The 22,786-nt window shown below is 59.8% G+C and carries 25 protein-coding genes and 1 tRNA gene; 11 read left to right on the top strand and 15 right to left on the bottom strand.

The annotated features are described in order from the left end of the window. Nucleotides 1-64: 64 nt before the first annotated feature. Nucleotides 65-1,081 (bottom strand): zinc-binding alcohol dehydrogenase family protein, encoded by a 1,017-nt coding sequence (locus AC5YUO_RS02795; RefSeq protein ID WP_496154167.1) that lies wholly within the window; start codon nt 1,079-1,081, stop codon nt 65-67. A gap of 103 nt (nt 1,082-1,184) precedes the next feature. Here AC5YUO_RS02795 and AC5YUO_RS02790 point away from each other — a divergent pair, with 103 nt between their 5' ends. Continuing rightward, nucleotides 1,185-1,574, top strand: a complete 390-nt coding sequence (locus AC5YUO_RS02790) for a winged helix-turn-helix transcriptional regulator (protein WP_496154166.1) — start codon at nt 1,185-1,187, stop codon at nt 1,572-1,574. A gap of 82 nt (nt 1,575-1,656) precedes the next feature. Here the strand turns inward: AC5YUO_RS02790 and AC5YUO_RS02785 are convergent, their stop codons facing one another. Continuing rightward, the gene (locus AC5YUO_RS02785) at nt 1,657-2,073 is read right to left on the bottom strand and encodes a nuclear transport factor 2 family protein (protein WP_496154165.1); all 417 of its coding nucleotides are present in this window, start codon (nt 2,071-2,073) and stop codon (nt 1,657-1,659) included. A 271-nt stretch (nt 2,074-2,344) separates the two neighbouring features. On the opposite strand from AC5YUO_RS02785, the gene AC5YUO_RS02780 reads away from it, so the two are divergent. Continuing rightward, nucleotides 2,345-3,181, top strand: a complete 837-nt coding sequence (locus tag AC5YUO_RS02780) for an undecaprenyl-diphosphate phosphatase (protein WP_496154164.1) — start codon at nt 2,345-2,347, stop codon at nt 3,179-3,181. 251 nt (nt 3,182-3,432) lie between these two features. Here AC5YUO_RS02780 and mgtE read toward each other — a convergent pair whose 3' ends face one another. Both mgtE and AC5YUO_RS02770 read right to left on the bottom strand, forming a co-directional pair. Next, on the bottom strand, nt 3,433-4,806 hold the full coding sequence (gene mgtE / locus AC5YUO_RS02775; RefSeq protein WP_496154163.1) for a magnesium transporter: 1,374 nt from the start codon (nt 4,804-4,806) through the stop codon (nt 3,433-3,435). 282 nt (nt 4,807-5,088) lie between these two features. Beyond that, nucleotides 5,089-6,333, bottom strand: coding sequence for an MFS transporter (locus AC5YUO_RS02770; RefSeq protein WP_496154162.1), 1,245 nt, complete (start codon nt 6,331-6,333; stop codon nt 5,089-5,091). Between the two features lie 235 nt (nt 6,334-6,568). On the opposite strand from AC5YUO_RS02770, the gene AC5YUO_RS02765 reads away from it, so the two are divergent. From AC5YUO_RS02765 to AC5YUO_RS02755, 3 genes are all read left to right on the top strand, one after another. Then, nucleotides 6,569-7,477 carry a diacylglycerol/lipid kinase family protein gene (locus AC5YUO_RS02765; RefSeq protein WP_496154161.1) on the top strand — a complete coding sequence of 303 codons (909 nt, stop codon included), beginning with the start codon at nt 6,569-6,571 and terminating at the stop codon, nt 7,475-7,477. A gap of 287 nt (nt 7,478-7,764) precedes the next feature. Further along, complete coding sequence (locus AC5YUO_RS02760) at nt 7,765-9,138, top strand: aspartate aminotransferase family protein (RefSeq protein ID WP_496154160.1); 1,374 nt, start codon at nt 7,765-7,767, stop codon at nt 9,136-9,138. Between the two features lie 63 nt (nt 9,139-9,201). Then, nucleotides 9,202-9,672: an OsmC family protein gene (locus AC5YUO_RS02755; protein ID WP_496154159.1), complete on the top strand. Its 471-nt coding sequence runs from the start codon at nt 9,202-9,204 to the stop codon at nt 9,670-9,672. A 3-nt stretch (nt 9,673-9,675) separates the two neighbouring features. Here AC5YUO_RS02755 and vapC read toward each other — a convergent pair whose 3' ends face one another. The 7 genes from vapC to AC5YUO_RS02720 all read right to left on the bottom strand — a co-directional run bounded on the left by vapC (nt 9,676) and on the right by AC5YUO_RS02720 (nt 13,596). Then, the gene (vapC, locus tag AC5YUO_RS02750) at nt 9,676-10,065 is read right to left on the bottom strand and encodes a type II toxin-antitoxin system VapC family toxin (RefSeq protein WP_496154158.1); all 390 of its coding nucleotides are present in this window, start codon (nt 10,063-10,065) and stop codon (nt 9,676-9,678) included. Then, nucleotides 10,062-10,292: a type II toxin-antitoxin system VapB family antitoxin gene (locus tag AC5YUO_RS02745; protein ID WP_496154157.1), complete on the bottom strand. Its 231-nt coding sequence runs from the start codon at nt 10,290-10,292 to the stop codon at nt 10,062-10,064. The genes vapC and AC5YUO_RS02745 overlap by 4 nt, the downstream gene beginning before the upstream one ends. Nucleotides 10,293-10,357: 65 nt before the next feature. Further along, the gene (amn, locus tag AC5YUO_RS02740) at nt 10,358-11,863 is read right to left on the bottom strand and encodes an AMP nucleosidase (protein ID WP_400811830.1); all 1,506 of its coding nucleotides are present in this window, start codon (nt 11,861-11,863) and stop codon (nt 10,358-10,360) included. Nucleotides 11,864-11,966: 103 nt separating this feature from the next. Beyond that, on the bottom strand, nt 11,967-12,146 hold the full coding sequence (locus AC5YUO_RS02735) for a hypothetical protein (protein ID WP_400812516.1): 180 nt from the start codon (nt 12,144-12,146) through the stop codon (nt 11,967-11,969). A 7-nt stretch (nt 12,147-12,153) separates the two neighbouring features. Then, complete coding sequence (locus tag AC5YUO_RS02730; RefSeq protein WP_020809511.1) at nt 12,154-12,336, bottom strand: hypothetical protein; 183 nt, start codon at nt 12,334-12,336, stop codon at nt 12,154-12,156. Nucleotides 12,337-12,494: 158 nt separating this feature from the next. Further along, nucleotides 12,495-13,091 (bottom strand): AAA family ATPase, encoded by a 597-nt coding sequence (locus AC5YUO_RS02725; protein ID WP_496154156.1) that lies wholly within the window; start codon nt 13,089-13,091, stop codon nt 12,495-12,497. A 166-nt stretch (nt 13,092-13,257) separates the two neighbouring features. Then, on the bottom strand, nt 13,258-13,596 hold the full coding sequence (locus AC5YUO_RS02720) for a DUF2147 domain-containing protein (protein WP_496154155.1): 339 nt from the start codon (nt 13,594-13,596) through the stop codon (nt 13,258-13,260). Nucleotides 13,597-14,196: 600 nt separating this feature from the next. On the opposite strand from AC5YUO_RS02720, the gene AC5YUO_RS02715 reads away from it, so the two are divergent. After that, nucleotides 14,197-14,460, top strand: coding sequence for an SEL1-like repeat protein (locus AC5YUO_RS02715; RefSeq protein WP_003524109.1), 264 nt, complete (start codon nt 14,197-14,199; stop codon nt 14,458-14,460). Between the two features lie 401 nt (nt 14,461-14,861). On the opposite strand, the gene AC5YUO_RS02710 is transcribed toward AC5YUO_RS02715, so the two are convergent. Together AC5YUO_RS02710 and AC5YUO_RS02705 are read right to left on the bottom strand one after the other, a co-directional pair. Continuing rightward, a complete protein-coding gene (locus tag AC5YUO_RS02710; protein WP_496154154.1) occupies nt 14,862-15,974 on the bottom strand; it encodes a pyridoxal phosphate-dependent aminotransferase in 1,113 nt (370 codons plus the stop codon). 157 nt (nt 15,975-16,131) lie between these two features. After that, a complete protein-coding gene (locus AC5YUO_RS02705) occupies nt 16,132-16,479 on the bottom strand; it encodes a hypothetical protein (RefSeq protein WP_400811836.1) in 348 nt (115 codons plus the stop codon). A gap of 327 nt (nt 16,480-16,806) precedes the next feature. Between AC5YUO_RS02705 and AC5YUO_RS02700 the strand changes: the two genes are divergently transcribed. Then, a complete protein-coding gene (locus AC5YUO_RS02700; protein WP_496154153.1) occupies nt 16,807-18,024 on the top strand; it encodes an NAD(P)/FAD-dependent oxidoreductase in 1,218 nt (405 codons plus the stop codon). Nucleotides 18,025-18,031: 7 nt separating this feature from the next. Further along, entirely contained in the window at nt 18,032-18,832 is an 801-nt protein-coding gene (locus AC5YUO_RS02695) for an aldolase/citrate lyase family protein (protein ID WP_496154152.1), read from the top strand. 1 nt (nt 18,833) lies between these two features. Here AC5YUO_RS02695 and AC5YUO_RS02690 read toward each other — a convergent pair whose 3' ends face one another. Together AC5YUO_RS02690 and AC5YUO_RS02685 are read right to left on the bottom strand one after the other, a co-directional pair. Next, nucleotides 18,834-19,010, bottom strand: a complete 177-nt coding sequence (locus AC5YUO_RS02690; RefSeq protein ID WP_170985745.1) for a hypothetical protein — start codon at nt 19,008-19,010, stop codon at nt 18,834-18,836. 89 nt (nt 19,011-19,099) lie between these two features. Next, nucleotides 19,100-19,441, bottom strand: coding sequence for a hypothetical protein (locus AC5YUO_RS02685; RefSeq protein WP_003509967.1), 342 nt, complete (start codon nt 19,439-19,441; stop codon nt 19,100-19,102). Between the two features lie 162 nt (nt 19,442-19,603). On the opposite strand from AC5YUO_RS02685, the gene AC5YUO_RS02680 reads away from it, so the two are divergent. The 3 genes from AC5YUO_RS02680 (at nt 19,604) to AC5YUO_RS02670 (ending at nt 22,229) form a co-directional block, all read left to right on the top strand. Continuing rightward, a tRNA-Ser gene (locus AC5YUO_RS02680) sits at nt 19,604-19,694 on the top strand. A 429-nt stretch (nt 19,695-20,123) separates the two neighbouring features. Next, entirely contained in the window at nt 20,124-20,432 is a 309-nt protein-coding gene (locus AC5YUO_RS02675) for a hypothetical protein (RefSeq protein ID WP_496154151.1), read from the top strand. A 690-nt stretch (nt 20,433-21,122) separates the two neighbouring features. Next, nucleotides 21,123-22,229 carry a porin gene (locus AC5YUO_RS02670; protein ID WP_496154150.1) on the top strand — a complete coding sequence of 369 codons (1,107 nt, stop codon included), beginning with the start codon at nt 21,123-21,125 and terminating at the stop codon, nt 22,227-22,229. The last annotated feature ends 557 nt before the right edge of the window (nt 22,230-22,786 follow it).

Raw genomic sequence — 22,786 nt, 5'->3', positions numbered from 1 at the left:
CGCGCGCGGCACAGATATTCCCCATAGGACGGAAGCGTCCGCGATGCGGACGCCGCACCTTCGATCAGAAGCCTGAAAGCACGATCTTGCCCTTGGCCTTGTTGCTCTCGATCAGCGCATGCGCCTTGATGAGATTTGCGGCATTGATGGTGCCGAAAACCTCGGTCAGCGTCGTCTTGATCTTGCCGCCATCGACCAGTTTTGCAACGTGGTTCAGCAGCTTGTGCTGTTCGATCATGTCAGGTGTCTCAAAAACCGCGCGGGCGAACATCATTTCCCAATGGATCGAGACACATTTGCGCTTGAAGGCCATGACGTCGAAACCGCCGGCGGGATCGTCGATCAGCGCGAAGCGGCCCTGCGGCGCGATGGTCGCCACGCTGTCGGCGGCATGGATGTCGCTATGGGTGGTGGAGAAGACGAAGCCCGGCGCACCAAGCCCGAGCGCCTCCACCTGCGGCGCGATCGGCTTGCTGTGATCGATGACGTGATGCGCGCCGAGCTCCTTCACCCAGGCAATCGTTTCAGGCCGTGATGCGGTGGCGATGACGGTGAGGTCGGTCAGCGCCCGCAGAAGCTGGACGGCGACGGAGCCGACGCCGCCCGCGCCGCCGATGACGAGAATGGCGTTGGCCGCGCCGGGAACCGGCTCCTTCACCCGCAGCCGGTCGAACAGCGTCTCGTAAGCGGTGATGGCGGTCAGCGGCAGGGCGGCGGCTTCCTCGAAATTCAGGGATTTCGGCTTTGCGCCGACGATGCGCTCATCGACCAGATGGAATTCGCTGTTGGAGCCCGGACGATTGATGACGCCGGCGTAAAACACCTCGTCACCCGGCTTGAACAGCGAGACCTTGTCACCCACGGCCCTCACCACACCCGAAGCGTCGAAACCCAGCACGCGGGTGGCGCCACTTTCCGGCGACTGGTTGCGGCGCACCTTGGTGTCCACAGGGTTCACCGAAACCGCCTTCACCTCCACCAGAATATCGTGTCCCTTCGCTTCCGGCTGGGGCAGGTCGATGTCGACAAGGGCATCTTTCGCAGTGATGGGCTGGCTGGTCCTGTAACCGATGGCGCGCATGAACAGTCTCCTTTGCTTGTTTGCGTGCCTCTTATTTGATACATATGAACATCGATCGCAAGAATGCACATTTTGTGATGATACATACAAAAAGGATACTGTGATGTCGCGACCGCGCGCCAAGCTCACCGGCAATTTTCCCGGCTGCCCGGTGGAATCGACCCTAAGTTTTCTCGACGGAAAATGGAAAGGCGTGATCCTTTATCACCTCATCAATGAGGGCACCCTGCGCTTCAACGAGCTGCGCCGCCATATTCCCAGCGTCACCCAGCGCATGCTTACCAAGCAGCTGCGCGAGCTGGAAGAGGCCGGCCTGATTTCCCGCACCGTCTTTCCGGTGGTGCCGCCGCGCGTGGATTATGCGCTGACGCCGCTTGGCGAGACCATGAAGCCGGTGATCTCGGCGCTGAAAAGCTGGGGCGACGCCCATGTCGTGTGCAAGAACGGCGCGAAATATACCCGTCTTCCGGCGGCTGCGGGGAAGGCGGCCTGAATATCGCGCGGCGCGACGGGGATTGTTCTGGAGCAGAGGGTGCGGCACAGGTCCCGCACCATCCGGTTGGGATCGGCGATGCTTACCGGCTAGAGGCCATCGGCGTACCGGCTGGCAATGATTCCCTCAGGGCTGCCTCAATCTCTGCCGTGTCGAAATAGAACGGCGTTCCTTCGATGAGCAGCCCGTCACGGAACCGCAGAATCTGCGCGAATGGCTGTCTGATCTCCACCCCTGTGGTGCGGCTTGTCATATGCAGGAAACAGGAGACGTGAAGCTTTTCGGCAGAGCCGGAGCAGCTCAGATCTTCAACCGCCATTTTGCTAAATGTCTGGCTCATTGCTCGCATCAATGCAGCGATGCCCGGCAGGCCTTTCCAGTCACCCGAATACGGCAAAGATGTTGGTTCGTGAATCACGACATCCGGGTGAAAGGCTTTCGCCAGTATCGCGATATCGCGCGATTCCGATTGCATGAAAGACATTTCCACTTCAAACATTCTTTGAAGCATCTTCAGGGGTGGGAGCGTTTCTGGCTGAGGCGTCATGTTGTCCTCGGTGTTTCGGGCAATGACGCGATCTTATTTGAGCGGCCCAGAGGCCGGCCACCCGTTTCCTGCCATGCGGCACAAACAAGGCCGGCGGCAGGCTGAAAAACCATCCATTAAAACACGCCAGCCTTCACTATTTTCATGGTGCAATGCAACACGGATTTGCCCCGATTGATGCATAATGCTGCCATCTCGATTCGCAGCAGGGACATCAGGACACATGAGCATCGGTTGGTTGGAGGCCGCATTTCTCGGCCTTTTGCAAGGGCTTACGGAATTTCTTCCGATTTCTTCAAGCGCGCATCTGAGGATCGCCGGGGAGTTCCTGCCCTCCGGCGCGGATCCGGGTGCCGCCTTCACCGCGATTACGCAGATCGGCACCGAAGCGGCCGTGCTGGTTTATTTCTGGTCGGATATCATGCGCATTGCCGTGGCCTGGCTCCGGCAGAACCTGCGCCTCGGCGAGTATAACAAGGCCGATGCCCGGCTCGGCTGGCTCATCATCATCGGCTCGGTGCCGATCGTATTTCTTGGCCTGTTTTTCAAGGATGCCATCGAGCACTCGTTGCGCAACCTTTACATCACCGCCGTGATGCTGATCGTCTTCGGCATCGTTCTCGGCATTGCCGACAGGATCGGTGAGAAGCGTTACAAGCTGAACCAGCTTATCTGGCGCGATGGCATCCTGTTCGGTTTCGCGCAGGCCATGGCGCTCATCCCCGGCGTCTCGCGCTCGGGCGGCACCATCAGCGCCGGCCTGCTTTTAGGTTATACCCGCGAGGCGGCGGCGCGTTATTCCTTCCTGCTCGCCGTTCCCGCCGTCTTCGGCTCCGGTTTCTACCAGCTCTTCAAGAGCATCGGCGAGGACAATCCGGTCGGCTGGGGTCCGACGGGGCTCGCGACACTGATCGCCTTCGTGGTGGGTTATGCCGTGATCGTCGTGTTCCTCAAGCTGGTCTCGACCAAGAGCTACATGCCCTTCGTCTGGTACCGCGTGGTCATTGGCTTTATTTTGCTTGGACTGCTGGGAACGGGCGTGATCAACGCGGGTGGGTGATTAGGGCTTTGTCGATTGAAACGACGCTTTTGGCAAAGTTACATCATCCGCACTCCGTCACCCCGGTCCCCGGAACAAGTCCGAGGATGATTCGGGGTCCAGCGCGATCAAGTCTTTGATCGCAATAGACTCTCTTCACGGCGCAGACGCGCCGTGGCTGGATGCCGGATCAAGTCCGGCATGACGGAGGAGGGATTATTCTGTGCCCTAAAAAGTTGAAGGCCCGCTCCTCCGAGCGGGCCTTTCGTCTTTTAGAGCAACGTGCCGCTCAAGATCACCAGCGCCACCGAGAAGTAGATGATCAGCCCGCTGACATCCACCAGCGTCGCGACGAAGGGGGCAGACGCGCTGGCGGGGTCGAGCCGCAGGCGCTGCAGCAGGAAGGGCAGCATGGAGCCGGCCAGCGAACCGAAGGTGACGATGCCGACGAGGGCCGCAAAGACCGTTGCGCCGACCAGCAGCCAGTGTTCGCCGTAATCGTAGAAACCCGCCTGCTGCCAGAGGCTGAGCCGCAGGAAGCCGATGGCGCCCAGAATGCAGCCAAGCGTCAGGCCGGTCGGGATTTCCCGCAGCAGCACCCGCCACCAGTCGGAAAGCTTCAGTTCGCCGAGCGCCAGCGCCCGGATGATGAGCGAGGTGGCCTGCGAACCGGAGTTACCGCCGGACGACATGATCAGCGGAATGAACAGCGTCAGCACCACGGCCTTTTCCAGCTCGCCCTCGAAATGCTGCATGGCGCTGGCCGTCAGCATTTCACCGAGGAAGAGTGCTGCGAGCCAGCCGGCGCGCTTGCGGATCATGTCCGGAAAACCGATCGTCATATAGGGCTTGCCCAGCGCTTCCATACCACCGAACTTGTGGGCGTCTTCCGTCGTGTCGGCGATCATGGTGTCGATCACGTCATCAACGGTGACGATGCCGAGAATATGCGAGTGGTCATCGACGACGGGCAGCGCCAGAAGATCGTGCTTGCGGATCAGCCGGGCCACATCCTCCTGCGACATCAGCGGGCTTGCATAGGCAATGCCTTCCTTCGACGCGACGGAAAGGATGGAAGCGCCGGGCTCCCCGGTCAGCAGACGACGCAATGTCACGACGGTGGAAAGCGTTCCGTCCTCGGCCAGCACATAGATGGCATAGACCGTTTCACGCGACCGCTCGACGACGCGGATGTGCGAAAGGGTCTGTTCCACCGTCCAATTGTCCGGCACGCTGACGAATTCCGTGGTCATGATCGAGCCGGCGGTGCGCGGCGGATACCCCATCAGGTGCTGGATGGAGAGCGCCGTCGTGCGGTCCAGCCGGGAAAACAGCTTTGCCCGCGGCTCTTCGGCCATTTCCGCCAGGACGTCGGCGACGCGGTCGTCGGACATCAGATTGACGAGGCGGGCGGCCTGTTCAACCGGAATATTGGCGATGATGGCGGCGGCGCCATGCAGTTCCGGCCGGTCGAGAATGGCGACGGCCTTTGCCTGCGGCATGGCGAGAAGGGCGGTTACGGCATCGCCGACATCGAGCGTGTTGAGGTGCTCGACACGTTCGGCAATGGTGGTGGAGCCGGCGTTTCCGCTACGAAGAAGACGTGCGGCCTTGCTGGCCCTCTGGGAGAGGTTGTGGAAGTTCATGATTGCTCACCTTTCCGTCGATTCGCCGATAACGGCGAACGCGGTGGTGAGCCGACAGCGGTCGGATCAGTTCACGTTCGCCGGTCTCGGCAAAGGCAATCGACTGCTACTGTCGCTAGACATCCAATGATGCTCCGTTGAAATCCGCGCCGTGCTGATTGGCCTGCGCGTAAGGCCGTGTTGCGCCTGAAACCGGAAAGAGTCAAGCGCCCGATTGTGAAATTTCCGCAAGGTTCTGCACCGCGGCGAGGGGCAGCGGTGCTGGCTGTAAAAAAGGCGACGTCACGCCGCCTTTTCGCGCCGCTCGACGGAGACGGAAACAAGGAAAACGCCAAGCCCGAGAAGGGACAGAACCGCGCCGACATAACCTGTCGAGGCGTAACCGAAACCCATGGCGATGACGAGGCCGCCGAGCCAGGCGCCGAGCGCATTGGCGATGTTGAAGGCGGAATGGTTGGAGGCGGCGGCCAGCGTCTGCGCATCCTGCGCCACATCCATCAGCCGCGTCTGCACGGCCGGACAGGCGGCGAAACCGCAGCCGATCAGGAAGACGCAGAGGCAGAGCATGAACGGATCGTCCGCCGTCATGCCGAATACGGTCATGACCAGCACGTTGAAGGCGAGCATGCCGCCAATCGTGCCGTTGAGCGAGATATCGGCGAGCCGCGAACCGACCACATTGCCGACATTCATGCCGATGCCGAACAGCGCCAGCACCATCGAAACGGTGGAGACCGGCATCATCGCCACGTCGGTGGTGGTCTTGGCGATATAGCTGAAGACCGAGAACATGCCGCCGAAACCGACGGCGGCGATGGCGAGCGTCAGCCACACCTGCACACGGCGGAAAGCGCCGAGTTCGCGCCACACGCTGGCGCCTTCCTCCACCTTGTCCCGCGGCTGGAAGAACCAGAGCAGGGCGACGGTCAAAAGCGCGATGCCGCCCACCAGCATGAAGGCCGCGCGCCAGGAAAGCAGCTGGCCGAAGAAGGTGGCGAGCGGCGTGCCGAGCAGGGTGGCGATGGTGAGGCCGAGCATGACGCGGCCCACGGCGCGGGCGCGCTTGTGGATCGGCGCCATGGAGGCCGCCACCAGTGCCGCGACGCCGAAATAGGCGCCATGCGGCAGGCCGGTGATGAAGCGCAGCACGGTGAAACTCAGGAAATCCGGCGCGATGGCGCTCAGGATATTGCCGGCTGCAAAAAGACCCATCAGGCCGAGAAGCAGGGTGCGCCGCGTCATGCGTGCGGCAAGAACCGCAATGATCGGCGCGCCGATGACGACACCGAGAGCATAGGCCGTGATCACATAACCCGCCTGCGGCACCGTCACGCCATAGGTCGTGGCAACGTCAGGCAGGAGGCCCATGATGGCGAATTCGCCGGTGCCGATGCCGAAGCCGCCGGCGGACAGCGCCAGCTCGATGAGCGCGATGGCAAGCGGCGACAGGGCCACGGCAGGCGCTGCCGTGTAAACGGTTTCACTCGCCGCGTCAGGGCGGGCTTCGGAAATATTCGAGTGGCTCATCGTGACCTGAAAAGCGGGAAGGGCCCACAGAAAAAAGGGCAAGACCGTATGGGAGCGGTCTGCCCTGACTGGAGATGTGCGGTCATGAAAATGACCTTAAGTGATCCCTAACATGAAATGATGCGTTGCGGTAGAGCGATTCTCGGCAAAAGAGTATCTTCACGCGATGGTGTTCGGAACTCTACTGGACGACAGGCATTTACGCGCGGCTGCCTTACTGGATCGGGTTGGAAACATGAAGCTCATCGCAATTTTCAATCGTGACGGCGGCACGTTTCGCACCACCGACATGGAGGCGTATTGCGACCATGCCCGCGAGGTCTTCACCCGCGCCGGCCACGCGATCGATTGCCGTCTGGTCTCCGGAAAGGATGTCGTCGAGGAAATGGAACGCGCCGCCGACGAACCGGGCATTGAAGGCATCATTGCCGGCGGCGGTGACGGCACGATTTCCGCAGCGGCGGCCATTGCCTGGAAACATCGCATCGCGCTCGGCATCGTTCCGGCCGGCACCATGAACCTGTTCGCCCGCTCGCTGAAGCTGCCGCTCGATATTCGCCAGGTGCTGGAAACGCTGGCGCATGGCGAAATTGCCAGCGTCGATATCGCCAGCGCCAATGGCCGCCTTTTTGTGCACCAGTTTTCCGCCGGCCTGCATTCGCGCATGGTGCGTTATCGCAACAATCTCGCTTTTGCCTCCCGGCTCGGCAAGATCAAGGCGAGCATCCGCGCCGCCATCAACGTCATCCTCAATCCGCCGGTCTTTGAGGTGGAATATACCGTCAATGGCGTAACCCAGCACCGCAAGGTTTCGGCCATTTCCGTTTCCAACAACGAGTTTGGCCAAAGCTCGCTGCTGGTGGCGGATAATCTCTCGGGCGGCCATCTCGGCTTTTATCTCACCGATCCGCTGCGCCCCACGGGCGTCGCAAAACTCGCCTTTGACATTCTGCGCGGCAAGCTCAAGGAAAATGCCGCCGTGACGGCCATGACCGTGACGGATGTGGAACTGCATTTTCCGAAGAAACGCCACGACCTGCGCTGCGTCATCGATGGCGAATTGCTGCCCATGGAGCGCGACGTGGCGCTCGAAGTCCATGCCGGCGAATTGAAGGTGCTGGTGGGGCGGGCGTTTTTCGCATGAGGTGTGGCTGAAGAACAGAGCGAATGCCGCTTGTTTCTTCTCCCCGCCGGGGAGAAGTCCGCGGCAGCGGGATGAGGGGGCAAGCTCTCCGTATATCTCCGCGCTTTCCCCCCCTCATCCGACCCTTCGGGCCACCTTCTCCCCGGCGGGGAGAAGAAACAAGCAGCCACGCCGCGCCAATCAATGCCCCCTAAAAACCACCAGCCTTGCCAAATCGAGGCCGCCCGGCCATGTTCGGCGGGCGCGGTGGCGTGAGCGCCGTTGCCTTTATGGGAGTGCGATCTGTCATGAATGAAGTCTCCAAGCCGATGTCCAATCTCGCCGCCATCGATGCCGCCCATCACCTTCACCCCTTTTCCGATATGGGCAAGCTGAACGCCGCCGGCACCCGCATCATCGAACGCGCGGAAGGGGTGTTCATCTATGACAGCACCGGCAAGAAATATCTCGACGCCTTTGCCGGCCTCTGGTGCGTGAATATCGGTTACGGCCGCCGCGAGATCGCCGATGTCGTGCAGCGGCAGATGAATGAACTGCCCTATTACAATGCGTTTTTTGGCACCACCACGCCGCCCGCGACACTTCTGGCGCAGAAGATCGCCTCGCGCGCCGGGCCGAAGATGAACCATGTGTTCTTCACCAATTCCGGTTCGGAAGCCACCGACACCTGGTTCCGCATGGCGCGCGTCTACTGGAAGGCACTCGGCCATCCCACGAAGACCAGGGTGATCGCAAGGCGTAACGGCTATCACGGCTCGACGGTCGCCGGGGCTTCGCTCGGCGGCATGAAGTGGATGCACGAGCAGGGCAACCTGCCGATCGAGGGCGTCGCCCATATCGGCCAGCCCTATTGGTATGCCGAGGGTGGCGATCTCTCGCCGGCCGAATTCGGCCTGAAGGTCGCTCGCGAACTGGATGCGAAAATCGATGAACTCGGCGAGGAAAATGTCGCCGCTTTCGTGGCCGAACCCATTCAGGGGGCAGGCGGCGTCATCGTGCCGCCGGAGACCTATTGGCCGGAAATCGCCCGCATCTGCAAGGCGCGCAACATCCTGCTCGTCTCCGATGAGGTGATCTGCGGTTTCGGCCGTCTCGGCTCCTGGTTCGGTTATCAGCATTTCGGCGTGGAACCGGATTTCGCACCCGTGGCCAAAGGACTGTCATCAGGTTATCTGCCGATCGGCGGTGTCATCGTCTCCGACCGGGTGGCGGAAGTGATGTTGTCGGAGGTCGGTGATTTCAACCACGGTTTCACCTATTCCGGCCATCCTGTCTGCGCCGCCGCAGCACTCGAAAACCTCCGCATCATCGAGGAGGACGGGTTGGTGGAGCGGGTGCGCGACGATATCGGCCCCTATTTCTCCGAGGGCTGGAAAAGCCTTGTTGATCATGAACTGGTCGGCGAAGCTGTCAATGTCGGCCTGATGGGCGGCCTGCAGATAACGGCCGACAAGGCGACGCGCAGGCGTTTTGCCAAGCCGGACGACATCGGAACCGCCGTACGCAACCATTGCCTGGCAAACGGTCTCGTCATGCGCGCCACCGGCGACCGCATGCTGGCCTCGCCGGCTTTGACCATCAGCCGGTCGGAGGTGGACCAGATCATTGAGACGCTGCGCAAGGGGCTCGACCACCTGCGCGATACGCGAGAGCATTTTTAGGAAAATTGGACACCGGTTTCCGTTAGAAAATGCGAAAAAAGATTCCAAGGGAGGAATAATCACATGGCAGGACAGGAACATCATTACGCCGTGCAGGTGAAGTGGACCGGCAATCGCGGCAAGGGCACCTCGGGCTACCGCGATTATGAACGCGACTACACGATTTCCACGGCGGGCAAGGCCGATATTGCCGGCTCCTCCGACCCCGCCTTCCGCGGCGATCCCGCCCGATGGAACCCGGAAGACCTGCTCGTCGCCTCGCTCTCGGCCTGCCACAAGCTCTGGTACCTGCACTTCTGCTCGGTCAACGGCATCATCGTCGAAGACTATGTCGATAATGCCGAAGGCACGCTTGTCATGGAAAAGGATGGTGCGGGGCAATTCAGCGAAGTGGTGCTGAAACCGGTCATCACCATATCGAAGGGGGATGCCGCCCGGGCGGACGAACTGCACCATGATGCGCATGACAAATGCTTCATTGCGCGGTCGGTGAATTTTCCGGTGCGGGTGGAAGGGACGGTGAAGGTGGTTTGAGGTTCAGGCGAATTGCAGGCCGAGATGATCGGCCATCGGCTGAAAGTCCCGGTCATTATGCAGTAATTTATGTCCGTGCTCGATGCAGTAGGTGCCGATGATGAGGTCGTTGCTTTTCCGGATCGTATGGCCGCGACCGCGCAGAAAGCGGTAATTTGCGGCAGCCTTGATGGCGAGTTGGGGAGACATCATCGCAATGCAGGGAAATTCGCTCATCATCTGTTCAAGGTGGCGCGCATGATGACCATCGCGCGCACCTCTCAGCACCTCGAGAAGAATGATGTCGCCGATCAGAACTTCGCCCTGCGCCATAAGGGCGCGGAACTTGGCGGAAAGGGCAGGGGCGTCTTTTCGAATGAACGAAATCCAGGCAGAGGTATCTGCGACGATCATTTGGCGTTCTTCACGTCCCAATCCGTATCGGCATCCCAATCCGTCCGCATTTCATCCAGATCGCCTTCCCAGCCCATGCTTTCCAATGCATCGAGGGCGCGCATCTGGCGATGAATGCGCACGAGATCGCGCAACGCCTTTTCAACGGTCGCCTTCTTGGTGGACAGACCAGTGATTTCCATTGCTTCGGCGATCAAAGCGTCATCAAGTTCGATGTTCGTACGCATATAGAGATCCTTGGTGTATCGATTTTCGAAATCATACACCAAGGGCGCTTCGTAGGATACAGATTTTACTGGAACGCCGTCTCGTAAAAGCTTCTGAGCTTACGCGAATGCAGCGTTTCGGTCGGCATGGCGGCAAGCTTCTGCACGGCGCGGATGCCGATCTGCAGATGCTGGGCAACCTGTGTGCGATAAAACTCCGTCGCCATGCCCGGCAGCTTCAATTCGCCGTGCAGCGGCTTGTCGGAGACGCAGAGCAGGGTGCCGTAGGGCACGCGGAAGCGGAAGCCATTGGCCGCGATGGTGGCCGATTCCATGTCGAGCGCGATGGCGCGCGACTGCGACAGGCGCTTGACCGGACCGGCCTGATCGCGAAGTTCCCAGTTGCGGTTGTCGATGGTGGCGACGGTGCCGGTGCGCATGATGCGCTTCAGCTCGAAACCTTCGTAACCCGTAACTTCGGCGACAGCGCCTTCCAGCGCCAGCTGCACTTCGGCAAGGGCCGGGATCGGCACCCAGACCGGCAAGTCGTCATCGAGAACGTGATCCTCGCGCACATAGGCGTGCGCCAGAACATAGTCGCCCAGCCGCTGGCTGTTGCGCAGGCCGGCGCAGTGGCCGACCATCAGCCAGGCGTGCGGGCGCAGCACGGCGATGTGGTCGGTGATCGTCTTGGCGTTCGAGGGGCCGACGCCGATATTGACCAGCGTAATGCCGGCATGGCCCTTCTTTTTCAGGTGATAGGCCGGCATCTGCGGCAGGCGCGCGAGAACGGCGTCCGTCTCCGGCTTGTCGGAGCCCGCATGGGTGACGATGTTGCCGGGTTCCACGAAGGCGGTGTAGCCTTCGCCGCCATTCTTCATCAGCTGCCGCGCCCAGGCCGCGAATTCGTCGATATAGAACTGGTAGTTGGTGAACAGCACGAAGTTCTGGAAATGGCTGGCGCTCGTCGCCGTATAGTGGCTGAGGCGGGCCAGCGAATAATCGATGCGCTGCGCGGTGAAGGGCGCAAGCGGTGCGGGTTCGCCCGGCACCTGGTCATATTCGCCATTGGCGATGAGATCGTCGGTATTGTTGAGATCGGGCGTATCGAACAGATCGCGCAGCGGCACGTCGGAGAGCGACGAAGCCGCCGCCGCCTCGACATAGGCGCCTTCGCCGAAAGCGAAATGCAGCGGAATGGGCGTGGCCGATTCCGCCACCGTTACCGGAACGCCGTGGTTCTTCATCAGAAGCCCCAGCTGCTCTTTCAGGTAATGGCGGAACAATTCCGGCCGGGTGATTGTCGTCGTATAGACGCCGGGTGCGGTGACATGGCCGTAGGAGAGGCGTGAATCGACATGGCCGAAGGTTGCGGTCTCAAGGCTCACCTGCGGGTAGCAGGCGCGGTAACGGCCGGCAATCGGCGCGCCCTTGGCAAGGTCGGTGAAGGAATTGATCAGGAACGCCGTATTGCGTTCGTAAAGCGCGGTCAAAGCCGCCACAGCTTCTTTCGGGTCCGTGAATGTCTGCGGCGCGAAAGGCTCGGGGCTGATGAAGGTGAAGGGCGGAATCGTTGGTTTTGCTATTGTCATGGCCCATTATAAGAGGCCAATTTCGACAGGCAAGCGACAGAAATACGAAGAAACTGAAAAGAAACGGAAAAAGCTGCTGGATCGATAAAAGGCGCGCGAAACCTCAGCCGAGCGCGCCGCGCTGCAGGCTCATCAGGAGCACGAAACCGGCGCCCTTCGAGGCCGGGCGGGGATCCGCCTTGTAAACCGCAAGTCCGGCCACCGGGCCGAGAAAGATCGAGGCCATCAGCACCAGCCGCAGGGCGGAGAACAGGCCGTTGGAAAAGCTTGTCGTCATCATCATCAGGTCCTCAGAGTACGACGGGGCAATTGGCGGCGGGCGAAGGGCTGTGCTGGCAGGCGATTGCCGCGCCCGCATTCACCCGCTGGAAACTGCGGTTCGGATTAACGACGAGCGAGGCGAAGGACATGGCGAAGATCGCCATGAGAAACGCGAAGATTGCCAGTCGGCTGATCAGCTTTGCCATGTCCATTCCCCTTTATTGAAGTTGATGGACAGAGTTTTGCCACAGTCGGACTGAACGGACCCTGAGACCCCGGTTCATATGGTGTTCAGGGATGTTAACGGGCGGTGACATGGCGGATTGATGCCGCGATGGCGCCGAGATCGCGTGCACCGACCGCTTTTCGATCAGGACAGGGAGGTTTCCGCGCGCGCCGCAAGATCGCTCGCGAGGCTCTCGAACGCATCTGCCTTGCTGACATCGACAGTCGGAACGCGGTGTTCCCGCGCAGACGCCAGCATCTCGGTATTTTCCCGCAGCGAGCGTTCGATGAAAGCGTCCATGATCCGCCGCTGGCCGGCCGTTGCATCTTCATATCGCGCGTGAGAGCGCATTCTCTCGAGAAGGAAATCATTGTCGGCATGAAGAAAAACGCCGGCAACCGTGCCGCCGAGCAGGGGCGATATGAATTCCGGCCGCAAGGCCGCGCCCTCGAAGATGGCGGGATTGCCGGTGCCCGAACTGCTGTCGATCATCGTGCGGATCAGCGGCCAGATGTTCTGGTGATGTATCTTCAGAAACCAGTGGATCGTTTCCGCCGAGAGCTGTGCGTAATATTCCTCCACCGGCGCCGGAATGGCCGGCCATGGCCTTCCCGGATGGCGGGCGAGACTGTCGGTCGATATTGCCTCGCAGCGCAGCCTTTCGCTCAACAGGCCGGCAAGGGTGCTTTTGCCGACATGGGATGTGCCTGCAATCAGGATTGTCGAAAGGGTGGGGCGCATGCGTCGCTCTCGTGGTGTCCGGCTGGGTGCGACGATACAGCAACGGATATGTGGCTTCCATGCGGCGTGCGTCCGCGGTCTCGGACGCAATCATTGGGCTGGACATAGCGCCGTCGGGCGCTGGTCTGCGGGCGGGAGGATAAAACCCCGCCCGCCGCCTTTTCGATTAAAGCCGCGTCCAGGTCTGCGATTTGCACAGAACCTTCAGCACGCAGCCCTTCATGCTCAGCGAGTTGCCGGAAACGGTGCCGGAGCCGCTATAGGTCTTGTCGTTCGCGGGGTCGGTGATGTCGCCGACATAGGTGCCACCGGTACCGGAAAGCTTGCCAATTTGTCTTCCGGCATGGGCGCCGGTTTTAACCACGATGCAGAAAGACTGTCCGCAGCGGGCGATAGTCGCCGTTTCGCCGCTCGCCGTCTTCCAATTGCCTTCGATTGCCTCGCCGGCAAAGGCAAGGTTGCCGCTCATCATGAGGGCGGCGGCAATCGTCATGATACGCTTCATAAAATTCCTCCCGAAATTCGCGCAGGCTTTCCTGAGCCGGATGGGCCCGAAGGCGCGATGCGCAGATCAAACCCTTTGAGCGTGCAATGCGCCGTTTCTGGCCCAAAGCCACCCTGCGGTGCAACGATTGCTCTTTACTCCGCGATATCCTGTGCCCGTTTCATCCTCATGACGGGCAGGCGGATAGTATTTGACGTTCACGTAAAAGGAAACAGAAATTTGCGGCTGCGGCGCGGCATTTGCTTCGTCGGGAAGAGAAGAGGAGAGCGATTTTGAAAATCGCTGTTTTGATCGTGGTGAAGGAAGGGTTTAAATCCAATTGTAAAGCTTTCGTAAAATTCGCCGCAAAGTCCTTAATTTCCGCGGCCCGTGATATTTAACAAAAACCCAATTTTACCAATCGTTTGCAGTTTGTTTGCGCCGCATTAATCATGCCTTTTAAGCGAGCGTTGAAAGCCCGGTGGCATAGTGAAGTCATCAAAAGCGCAGGGAAAACCTGCCGGACGGAAGGACAAAAAAGCCGCAGAAGACGGCGGGTCCGGACGATAGCCTCGACAAGAAGGCACATGACGAAACAGGCGAGAAGACAGGGATAAAAAAATGGCACGCTTTGAAATCCGCGATATCGAAATGGCTGCCGGTGGCGAAACCCGCGCCGACACTCTTTGCAATCTCGGCCTGGTCTATGCGACCGGCCGGGGCTGCAAGGTGGACCTGATTGCGGCCCATAAATGGCTCAACATCGCCGCGATCCGCGGATCGGAAAGAGCCGCCTCGCTGCGCGCCGATCTTGCCCGCAACATGACGAAGTCGGAACTGGCCGAGGCGCTGCGCGCCGCCCGCGACTGGATGACGATGCACTGATTTACCCTAGATATCATTGAGATTTCCGGTCCGGTTCCCTCCAGTCCCGATGACCGGTGCAAAGGAAAGTAAACCCGAAGGGGAACGCGGCGAGGGCCTTGAAAAGGGCTTTTGCGCTGACACATCAAACCGCGACCGGCAGGAACAAGGCCGGCGCGGTTTTCTTATGTCTGGTGATGCGGAAAATGATTCTCGAACAGGGGGTTGGGGGAGGGTGTTGAATCGATGCTCGCAATGCGCGGTCTCGGATCATATGCCGCCAAGCCCGACACCCTCATCCCTGTGCTTGTCACAGGGATCCAGCCAGCCCAAGTCCTTGGGCTGAGAGGAGTCTTTCCGCCGCGTGAGAGCCGCATCGGCTGGATTCCTGTGACAAGCACAGGAATGAGGTTGGGGGGAATTTAGCCGATCGCCTTGAGAACCTTCGGCAACGCCTGCTCGAAAAGATCGAGCTTGTCGGCGGTGCCGGCGCTCACACGAATGCAGCGGTTGAGCGGGGCAACGCCCGGCATGCGGATGAAGACACCATGCTCCATCAGCCCGTCAACGATGGCCCGGGCATAAGCGCCGTCGCGGTGGCAATCGATGGTGACGAAATTGGTGGCCGACGGCAGGGGGGAAAAGCCGTTATTGCGGGCGATCGCGGAAATGCGTTCGCGGGCATCGGAAATCTTGCCAACCACCTCATGCAGATAGGCCTGATCCTTCAATGCCGCCAAGGCGCCGGCGACCGAAATGCGCGCCATGCCGAAATGATTGCGGATCTTGTCGAAGGCTTCGACATTGCCGAGCGTGCCGATGGCATAACCCACACGCGCGCCGGCCAGCCCATAGGCTTTCGAGAAGGTGCGCATGCGCAGGATGTTCGGCTGGCCGATCAGCGCATCGATGGCCGGCACGGCGCTGGCGGGCGCGGTTTCGCAATAGGCCTCGTCCAGAATGAGCAGGCAGGTTTCCGGCAGCGCACGGGCAAAGGCGACGACTTCGCTCGCCTCCCACCAGCTTCCCATCGGATTATCAGGGTTGGCGAAATAGACGAGCGGCGCATTTTCCCTGTGAACGAGATCGAGAAGGCCGTCGAGGTCTTCGTGATCGTCGACATAGGGCGTGGTCACGAGTTTGCCGCCGAAACCGTTCACATGGTAATTGAAGGTGGGGTAGCCGCCAAAGGAAGTGACCACGGGCGTGCCTGGCTCGACGATCAGCCTGGCGATCTCACCCAGCAAGCCATCAACCCCGCCGCCGATGGCAATGTTGCCGCGCGCAACGCCGTGGTGGATGGCAAGCGCTTCCTTCAGCTCGAAATTTTCCGGATCGCTGTACATCCAGGTCTCCGCCGCCGCATCCCGCATGGCCAGCAGCACGGATGGGGCGGGGCCGAAGCCGCTTTCGTTGGCGCCGATTCGCGCCTCCACCTTCAGGCCGCGGTTCCGCTCGATGGCTTCCGGGCCAACGAAGGGAACGGTGGAAGGAAGCGAGACGGCGAGCGGCGTGAGGCGTGAAAAAGCGGACATTGGCTGAAAGTTCCGGTACCTGTGTGTGAAAACCCGGCTCACAATAGGTACAAAAAAACCGGACGCAAGGCGCGGCCGGTTACGGCATGACTGTTTTGGAACAGAATTTTACGTCCCAGGCATGGGGATGGAAAAACCATCGGCCGATCGCGACAGATCAGGCGCTGGTCTCGAAACTCAGCCGGCGGACATGGTGCAGGAATTCGGCATCGATCAGCATGTTGAAGCCGATCGTGACCTTTTCTTCCTCCCGGCGGATCAGCGTGCAGCCGATCTCGTCGCGAATGCCGAGAATCTCCAGATAGAAATTGGCCGGCATTTCCAGCTCGGGGCTCACATCCAGTTCCGCGCCGTAAAGCGATATGGTGCGCACCAGGCAGCGCATGGTGTCTTTGGCGCTGAGATGATGCCCGATGAAGGTGATCTTGCCGGGCCGGTCGATCTGAAATTTCTCGTACATCTCGTCCTGGGGGACGTTCTGACTGATATCCATATGTAGAGCCATGACAACCTCCCGGATTGCCTCTTCTGGTGCCGATTTTAACGCCGCTTCCTTGCCAGGGCATGAAGGAAATATGCGCAATTGTCTCTTCTCTGTCCCGATCTCGACCAGCCTTCCTTTCGGAAGCCGATGTTTCCACTATGGAAATGCGCTGGCTCCCATCAGGTTGCAGCCGTGCCGCAGCCTGTGCTGATAATCTGTCACGCTTGCACCGGGCTGGCGCTGCCGGGCGGTTGACTGGAACCGTACTTGGCGTTACGCCTGATCCGGCAATATGGCTTCGCGACGGTCGGCAGGATCGGCGCTGCGTGATTCTTCTGGGAGTGGACTGTGACGGGAAGGCTGGTAATCGTCGGGGCGGGGCAGGCCGCTTTCGCGCTGGCGTCGAAGCTTCGGGCGCTGAAGGACGAGCGCCCCATCACCATCATCGGCTCCGAGGATGTCTATCCATACCAGCGGCCGCCGCTCTCCAAAAAATACCTTCTCGGCGAGATGAGCTTCGACCGGCTGATGTTCCGGCCGGCGGAATGGTACGCCGAAAACAATGTCGATATCCGGCTTTCCACCTGGGTGGAGGAGATTGACCGCGCAGCCAGAACCGTACGCATGCAGGACGGCAGCACGCTTGTCTATGATCGGCTGGTGCTGGCGACCGGGGCGGCGCCTCGCCTGCTGCCCGCCAGCATCGGCGGCGATCTGGAAGGCGTCCTGACCGTTCGCGACAAGCGCGATGCCGACCGGCTGATGGAGGAGATGAAGCCGGGCCGCAGGCTGCTGGTGATCGGTGGCGGTTATATCGGCCTTGAGGCGGCCGCGGTCGCCCGCAAGCTCGGCCTTGAGGTGACGCTGATCGAAATGGCCGACCGCATTCTCCAGCGTGTGGCGGCAAAGGAAACCGCCGATATCATGCGCGGCATCCATCAGGCCCACGGCGTTTCCATCCGCGAAAAGACCGGTCTCGTGCGCCTTGTCGGCATGGACGGCCGGGTGGCCGCCGCCGAACTCTCCGACGGCTCGACGCTGGACGTCGATTTTGTCATCGTCGGCATCGGCGTGACGCCGAATGACCGCCTTGCCCGCGAATCGGGCCTCAATGTCGGCAATGGCATCGTGGTGGACGACCATACCCGCACATCCGACGGCGCCATTCATGCGGTGGGCGATTGTGCGCTGCTGCCCTGGCGCGGCCAGCATGTGCGTCTCGAATCGGTACAGAATGCGGTCGATCAGGCAGAGGCGGCCGCCGCCGTGCTCACCGGGGCTGAAACTCCCTATGATCCGAAGCCGTGGTTCTGGTCGGATCAATATGACGCCAAGCTGCAGATCGCCGGCTTCAATCTGGGTTACGACGAGACGTTGCTCCGGCCCGGTGCGCGCGAGGGCAGCTGGTCCGTCTGGTATTTCCGCGAGGGACGATTCGTTGCGGTGGATGCCGTCAATGACGCCAAGGCCTATGTCGCGGGCAAGAAACTGCTCGATACCGGTGCCGAGCCCGATCGCGCCATCCTGGCGGACCCCTCCGCCGATCTGAAATTACTGCTTTCCTGAGGACATCATGCCAGCTCCCGAAAACCGTTTCAAAACCGCCATCCACGCGGGCAAGCCGCAGATCGGCCTCTGGCTCGATATGGGCGAGGCCATCACGGCGGAAATCGCCGGTACGGCGGGGTTCGATTGGCTGGTGATCGATGGTGAGCACGGGCCGAACGATCTGCGCAGCATCATCGACCAGCTGCGGGCGCTCGCCACATCGCCTGCCGAGCCGGTGGTGCGTGTGCCCGTCGGCGAAAGCTGGATGATCAAGCAGCTGCTGGATGCCGGTGCGCGCACGCTTCTCGTGCCGATGGTCGATTCGGCCGATCAGGCGGAAAATCTGGTCAGCGCCATGCATTACCCGCCGCGCGGCATTCGCGGCATGGGGGCTGCCGTGGCCCGTGCGTCGGCTTTTAATACGATCACCGATTACGCCGACAGCGCTTCCGATGGCGTTTGCCTGCTGGTGCAGGCCGAAACGCGGGCGGCGATCGACGATCTCGACAATATTCTCGCGGTTGAGGGCGTCGACGGCGTCTTCATCGGCCCGGCGGATCTGGCCGCCGATATGGGGTATCTCGGCAGGATAGACGAGCCGGACGTGCAGGCGGTGATCGAGGCGGCCATCGTCAAGATCGTCAAGGCGGGCAAGGCCGCCGGCATTCTCACCTTCAATGAAACCTATAATCGCCGTTATCTCGAACTCGGCGCATCCTTCGTCGCCGTCGGTGCGGATGTCACGGAATTTGCCAGCACCCTGCGTGCGCTCTCGGTCCGTTACAAGGGCGGGGCAGCGCCGGCGCCATCCCGGTCTGGCTATTAGTTCAGTCGTCGTTGCTGGCGTTCAGCTTTTCCGGCGGAATGCCTTCTTCGCCGGAAGCGAGATAACCGGTATTGATAAGGGCGGCGCGAATGATGCGCTGGATGGCCTCATCCCTGTCGATGCCGTGATCCCTCGCAAAATCCGACAAGGCCGCTTCAAGATCGTCGCTGAACCGCATATCCGCCCCCATTCATCCCATTTCAAACCAATACGGAAAGGCAAGGCAGGGTTGACCCGCCTTGCCCGAATTTTAAGTCGATGCGGCGATCAGCGCCAGCGATAAAGGCTGCTGTTCGACGAGTTCTGCTGCGTGCTTGTGCCGACCGCATAACCGATGGCAAAACCGAGTGCGCCAACGATCGTCAGCAGGGAGGTTGCCGTGCCGGGATTTTCCTTGACGGCTTCCACTACATTCTGGCCCTGGGCGCGGACATTATGCGCAGCCTTGCGAACCCGGCCGCGCGCCTCGTCCAGAAATTCGGAGGCATCCTCGCTCACCCCTTCCGCGCGGGCGGAGACGGATTTGGAGAGGGATGCGATTTGCGAGCGCAGCTCCGCAATCTGGTTTTCGATCGTGTCTTCGACAACATTCAGTTTGGTCTGAGCCATTAGAACACCTCTTTTGTTACCGAAGGCAGAACGTGCCGGCCTGCAAGAAGTTCCCGAAAGGCCCGCAAAGTTTCGCAGCGGGATGTTCAGCCAACAGGTTTTTGTGCTTCTTGGCGAAAAAGCCTTGCAATCATTTTTTTTACGCAATAATCAGGCCGCACCGGAGAGGTGGCCGAGTGGTCGAAGGCGCTCCCCTGCTAAGGGAGTATACGTCAAAAGCGTATCGTGGGTTCGAATCCCATCCTCTCCGCCATCAATTTCTGCCAAAAATCTAATATTGTGAAGCAAAACGAGCCGCTGGCTTGTTGTTGCATTTTATTCCCCCTTGCAGGCCGAATGGCTGTGAACCTTGGCGACAAGCACGGACTGTATCAGCCGAATCCCGCTTTGATATTCCTGGCAAGGGTCCGCCCTTTCGAAATCGGATCCGTCATTTATTAGCCAGCGTCGTCCCGCCTCTTGCATCGCTGCTCTATCCGCTCCTGTCGGGAATCGGAACCCGGCGGGTGATATTGCAATTGCGTGCAGCAATATTCCCAAAGAATGGCGCAGGCGGGCCGCGTGGATCGATCACGCATATTTTAGAAATTCGATCAGGTCTTTTGCGCCGATGATCCTGGACGCATCTCGTTCTTTGAAAAAGAGCGCCTATCTAAATTCTGACGCAGACAAAGGAGATTTGATGATCGACGAATATGGCCCGCACGCGCAGATGGGCACGCTTGCAGAGCAGATGGCCTCTCACTACCAGATGGACGCGAATCTCGATCTGGGTGCGCACCTGTCGCACTATATGGACGAGGTTGAGGTCAACATATCCGCCGACAGCTTTGATCATGTGGGATTCATGAACAGGATTAGCGCGCGGCTGACAATGGCGCTGGCAAAAACCACCGCGCCTCGGCGTCGGGAATTCCTGCAAGCCGTTGTGGCCGCGCTTCACGAGCGCATCGATCGGTATTCACTCGACGTGGCCCTGGGCGGCACTTGAGTGCTGCTCCCCCGGCGAGCGCTGGGGGGCAAACAAACCTCATCGTTGGCGGCGGCGTTCGTGTCCCGCGGGATGATGGTTTGGTGCGTCAGCATCCATCTTCGTGATGATTTTGGAGCCCGGGCCAGTTCTCAAACGCGCCCGACGCACGCAAGCGGATGCGCCGCGTCAGAGCGCGCAGCCCGGGCCGAAGGCAAGCCGGCTAGCTTGACCGCATATGCTCAGCCCGTCGAATCGTTGTCCGATGAATCAGTCTTGGGCCGGGTGGTGTTCTCCCGCTTCCCCCATGCGCACCGGTGGCGGGCTCCGGAACGGGGCCGCTCGAAGCAAAAAATCCCAACATCCAGTACCGGCAGAGCAGGGAATAGCGGAAAAGGCTCGTAGTTTAGAAAGACCTTGTTAACTTCGCTAACTAACAGATTTTCAAGGAAATTCTTAACGTACTGTAAAAGCGATAAACGGCCCGCTACGCACTGTGTGTTGTTTCCGCAACAAACCGAAATGAAGCATATACGTAAATGCTATTTATCGGATGTTGGCGATTGCAAGCGGCGAAACCTTTTGTATTTTCACCACCAGAAGCGAGGCGGTGGATCGTTTGGCTTCTAAGAACACGGGAATGGGGCAGGGAATGCTGTCCTTCAGCGAAAGTACCCAGACCCACTTAAAAACTTTGACTGGAGGTCAACCATGAACATCAAGAGCCTTCTGATCGGCTCCGCTGCGGCTCTCGCAGCAGTATCCGGCGCCCAGGCTGCTGACGCTATCGTCGCTGCTGAGCCTGAGCCCCTCGAATACGTTCGCGTTTGCGACGCTTTCGGCACCGGCTTCTTCTACATCCCCGGCACCGAAACCTGCCTCAAGTTCGACGGCTACATCCGTTTCCAGACCGACTTCGGCCGCAACAAGTCCGGCACGTCTGACTGGAACTCGTTCACGCGCGCTCAGTTCAACATCGACACCCGCACCGACACCGAGCTCGGCGCTCTGCGCGGCTACATCGGTTTCCGTGGCGAAGCCAACAACGACAGCGCTCGTGGCGTTGTTGTCGACCAGGCTTTCATCGAGCTCGGCGGCCTGAAGGTTGGTTACTACTACAACTGGTGGGATGACGGTCTGTCTGGTGAAGTTGACCAGCTTTCCTCGAACGCTACGCGTCTGAACGCCATCCGTTACACCTACGACGCTGGCTCCTTCTACGCTGGTGTTGCAGTTGAAGAACTCGAGCGCGTTGTTGCTGGTAACGGCACGACCGTTGACGGTGGTCTGAACCTCACCAACAACCTCGGCGTTTCGCAGCTGAACTGGACTGTTCTGAACGGTCAGCGCGACAACAACGTTGGTATCAGCGCCATCATCGGCGGTAACTTCGGCGCTGTTAAGGCTAACCTGCTTGGCGGTTACGACACCGACGCTGAAAACGGTGCAATCCGTGCAATCGTCACGGCTGACATCGGCCCCGGCACCCTCGGCCTCTCCGGCGTATGGGCTTCTGGCGCTAACGCTTACTACGAAGAATCCGAGTGGACGGTTGCTGCTGAATACGCAATCAAGGCAACCGAAAAGCTGACCATCACCCCCGGCTTCCAGTACTTCCGTACGCTGGACATCGGCACCGATGGCGACTTCACCGGCGACCGCGATGCATGGCGCGCTGGCGTAGCTGTTGGCTACAAGATCACCTCTGGTCTCTCGACGCTCGTTTCGGTTAACTACCAGGACGTCGACGGCACCGAAGGTGTTAACGGCGGTGGCGACAGCTGGACCGGTTTCGTTCGCCTTCAGCGTTCGTTCTAATCTGATCTGACATTGTCAGTGATGGAAACCCCGGCAGAAATGCCGGGTTTTTTCGTTTAATTATGCATTGGAGAGTGAGGGCCACTTGTTTCCTGACAAAGTGCGGTATCGGTTCATCGGTTGATGTGTCGGCTCGCTTGTGAGGGTAGCTGCTGTGCCTTGCGCGATTCGCCTGCATCGATTTTCGTGCGTGTCTAAACAGAAGGCTGCGAGGGTTGCTTCTCGTGCGCGGGAGAGGCTGATTCTCGGCCGCGGCAATCGTCTTTTGGACATTTTCCGATGGCCCGGTTGTGTCAGGATTTTGGAGGCCTTGGTGGATTTTATCTCGTAGGAACAACCTTTGTCCTTGTTAAGTGTTTGAAAAGCATAATTTATTAACTGATTTTTAAGAAATGGCCCCTGTCCATTAGAATTGTAGCTATTTAGCAACAATGAAAAACTAAGGACACCTTACTGTCTTCCTTCTGTCATGATTACGATTGCCTCCCCCGGCGGTTTTGGCTCTAATCATCTCCATAAGCGGCACGCATTTCTGATGTGCATTCCCACCCGCTGCT

The sequence above is a fragment of the Agrobacterium sp. LEGMi-208b genome (assembly GCF_059511785.1).
This window is presented reverse-complemented; position numbering and strand designations above follow the sequence as displayed.

Coding starts and splice junctions, on each gene's coding strand:
- AC5YUO_RS02690 (WP_170985745.1), bottom strand. CDS start 19,010: ATGCGGTTCAGCGACGATCTTGAAGCGGCCTTGTCGGATTTTGCGAGG.
- AC5YUO_RS02720 (WP_496154155.1), bottom strand. CDS start 13,596: ATGAAGCGTATCATGACGATTGCCGCCGCCCTCATGATGAGCGGCAAC.
- AC5YUO_RS02670 (WP_496154150.1), top strand. CDS start 21,123: ATGAACATCAAGAGCCTTCTGATCGGCTCCGCTGCGGCTCTCGCAGCA.
- vapC (WP_496154158.1), bottom strand. CDS start 10,065: ATGATCGTCGCAGATACCTCTGCCTGGATTTCGTTCATTCGAAAAGAC.
- AC5YUO_RS02715 (WP_003524109.1), top strand. CDS start 14,197: ATGGCACGCTTTGAAATCCGCGATATCGAAATGGCTGCCGGTGGCGAA.
- AC5YUO_RS02685 (WP_003509967.1), bottom strand. CDS start 19,441: ATGGCTCAGACCAAACTGAATGTTGTCGAAGACACGATCGAAAACCAG.
- AC5YUO_RS02780 (WP_496154164.1), top strand. CDS start 2,345: ATGAGCATCGGTTGGTTGGAGGCCGCATTTCTCGGCCTTTTGCAAGGG.
- AC5YUO_RS02755 (WP_496154159.1), top strand. CDS start 9,202: ATGGCAGGACAGGAACATCATTACGCCGTGCAGGTGAAGTGGACCGGC.
- AC5YUO_RS02695 (WP_496154152.1), top strand. CDS start 18,032: ATGCCAGCTCCCGAAAACCGTTTCAAAACCGCCATCCACGCGGGCAAG.
- AC5YUO_RS02705 (WP_400811836.1), bottom strand. CDS start 16,479: ATGGCTCTACATATGGATATCAGTCAGAACGTCCCCCAGGACGAGATG.
- mgtE (WP_496154163.1), bottom strand. CDS start 4,806: ATGAACTTCCACAACCTCTCCCAGAGGGCCAGCAAGGCCGCACGTCTT.
- AC5YUO_RS02785 (WP_496154165.1), bottom strand. CDS start 2,073: ATGTTTGAAGTGGAAATGTCTTTCATGCAATCGGAATCGCGCGATATC.
- AC5YUO_RS02735 (WP_400812516.1), bottom strand. CDS start 12,146: ATGATGATGACGACAAGCTTTTCCAACGGCCTGTTCTCCGCCCTGCGG.
- AC5YUO_RS02770 (WP_496154162.1), bottom strand. CDS start 6,333: ATGAGCCACTCGAATATTTCCGAAGCCCGCCCTGACGCGGCGAGTGAA.
- AC5YUO_RS02795 (WP_496154167.1), bottom strand. CDS start 1,081: ATGCGCGCCATCGGTTACAGGACCAGCCAGCCCATCACTGCGAAAGAT.
- AC5YUO_RS02675 (WP_496154151.1), top strand. CDS start 20,124: ATGATCGACGAATATGGCCCGCACGCGCAGATGGGCACGCTTGCAGAG.
- amn (WP_400811830.1), bottom strand. CDS start 11,863: ATGACAATAGCAAAACCAACGATTCCGCCCTTCACCTTCATCAGCCCC.
- AC5YUO_RS02760 (WP_496154160.1), top strand. CDS start 7,765: ATGAATGAAGTCTCCAAGCCGATGTCCAATCTCGCCGCCATCGATGCC.
- AC5YUO_RS02790 (WP_496154166.1), top strand. CDS start 1,185: ATGTCGCGACCGCGCGCCAAGCTCACCGGCAATTTTCCCGGCTGCCCG.
- AC5YUO_RS02710 (WP_496154154.1), bottom strand. CDS start 15,974: ATGTCCGCTTTTTCACGCCTCACGCCGCTCGCCGTCTCGCTTCCTTCC.
- AC5YUO_RS02730 (WP_020809511.1), bottom strand. CDS start 12,336: ATGGACATGGCAAAGCTGATCAGCCGACTGGCAATCTTCGCGTTTCTC.
- AC5YUO_RS02745 (WP_496154157.1), bottom strand. CDS start 10,292: ATGCGTACGAACATCGAACTTGATGACGCTTTGATCGCCGAAGCAATG.
- AC5YUO_RS02765 (WP_496154161.1), top strand. CDS start 6,569: ATGAAGCTCATCGCAATTTTCAATCGTGACGGCGGCACGTTTCGCACC.
- AC5YUO_RS02725 (WP_496154156.1), bottom strand. CDS start 13,091: ATGCGCCCCACCCTTTCGACAATCCTGATTGCAGGCACATCCCATGTC.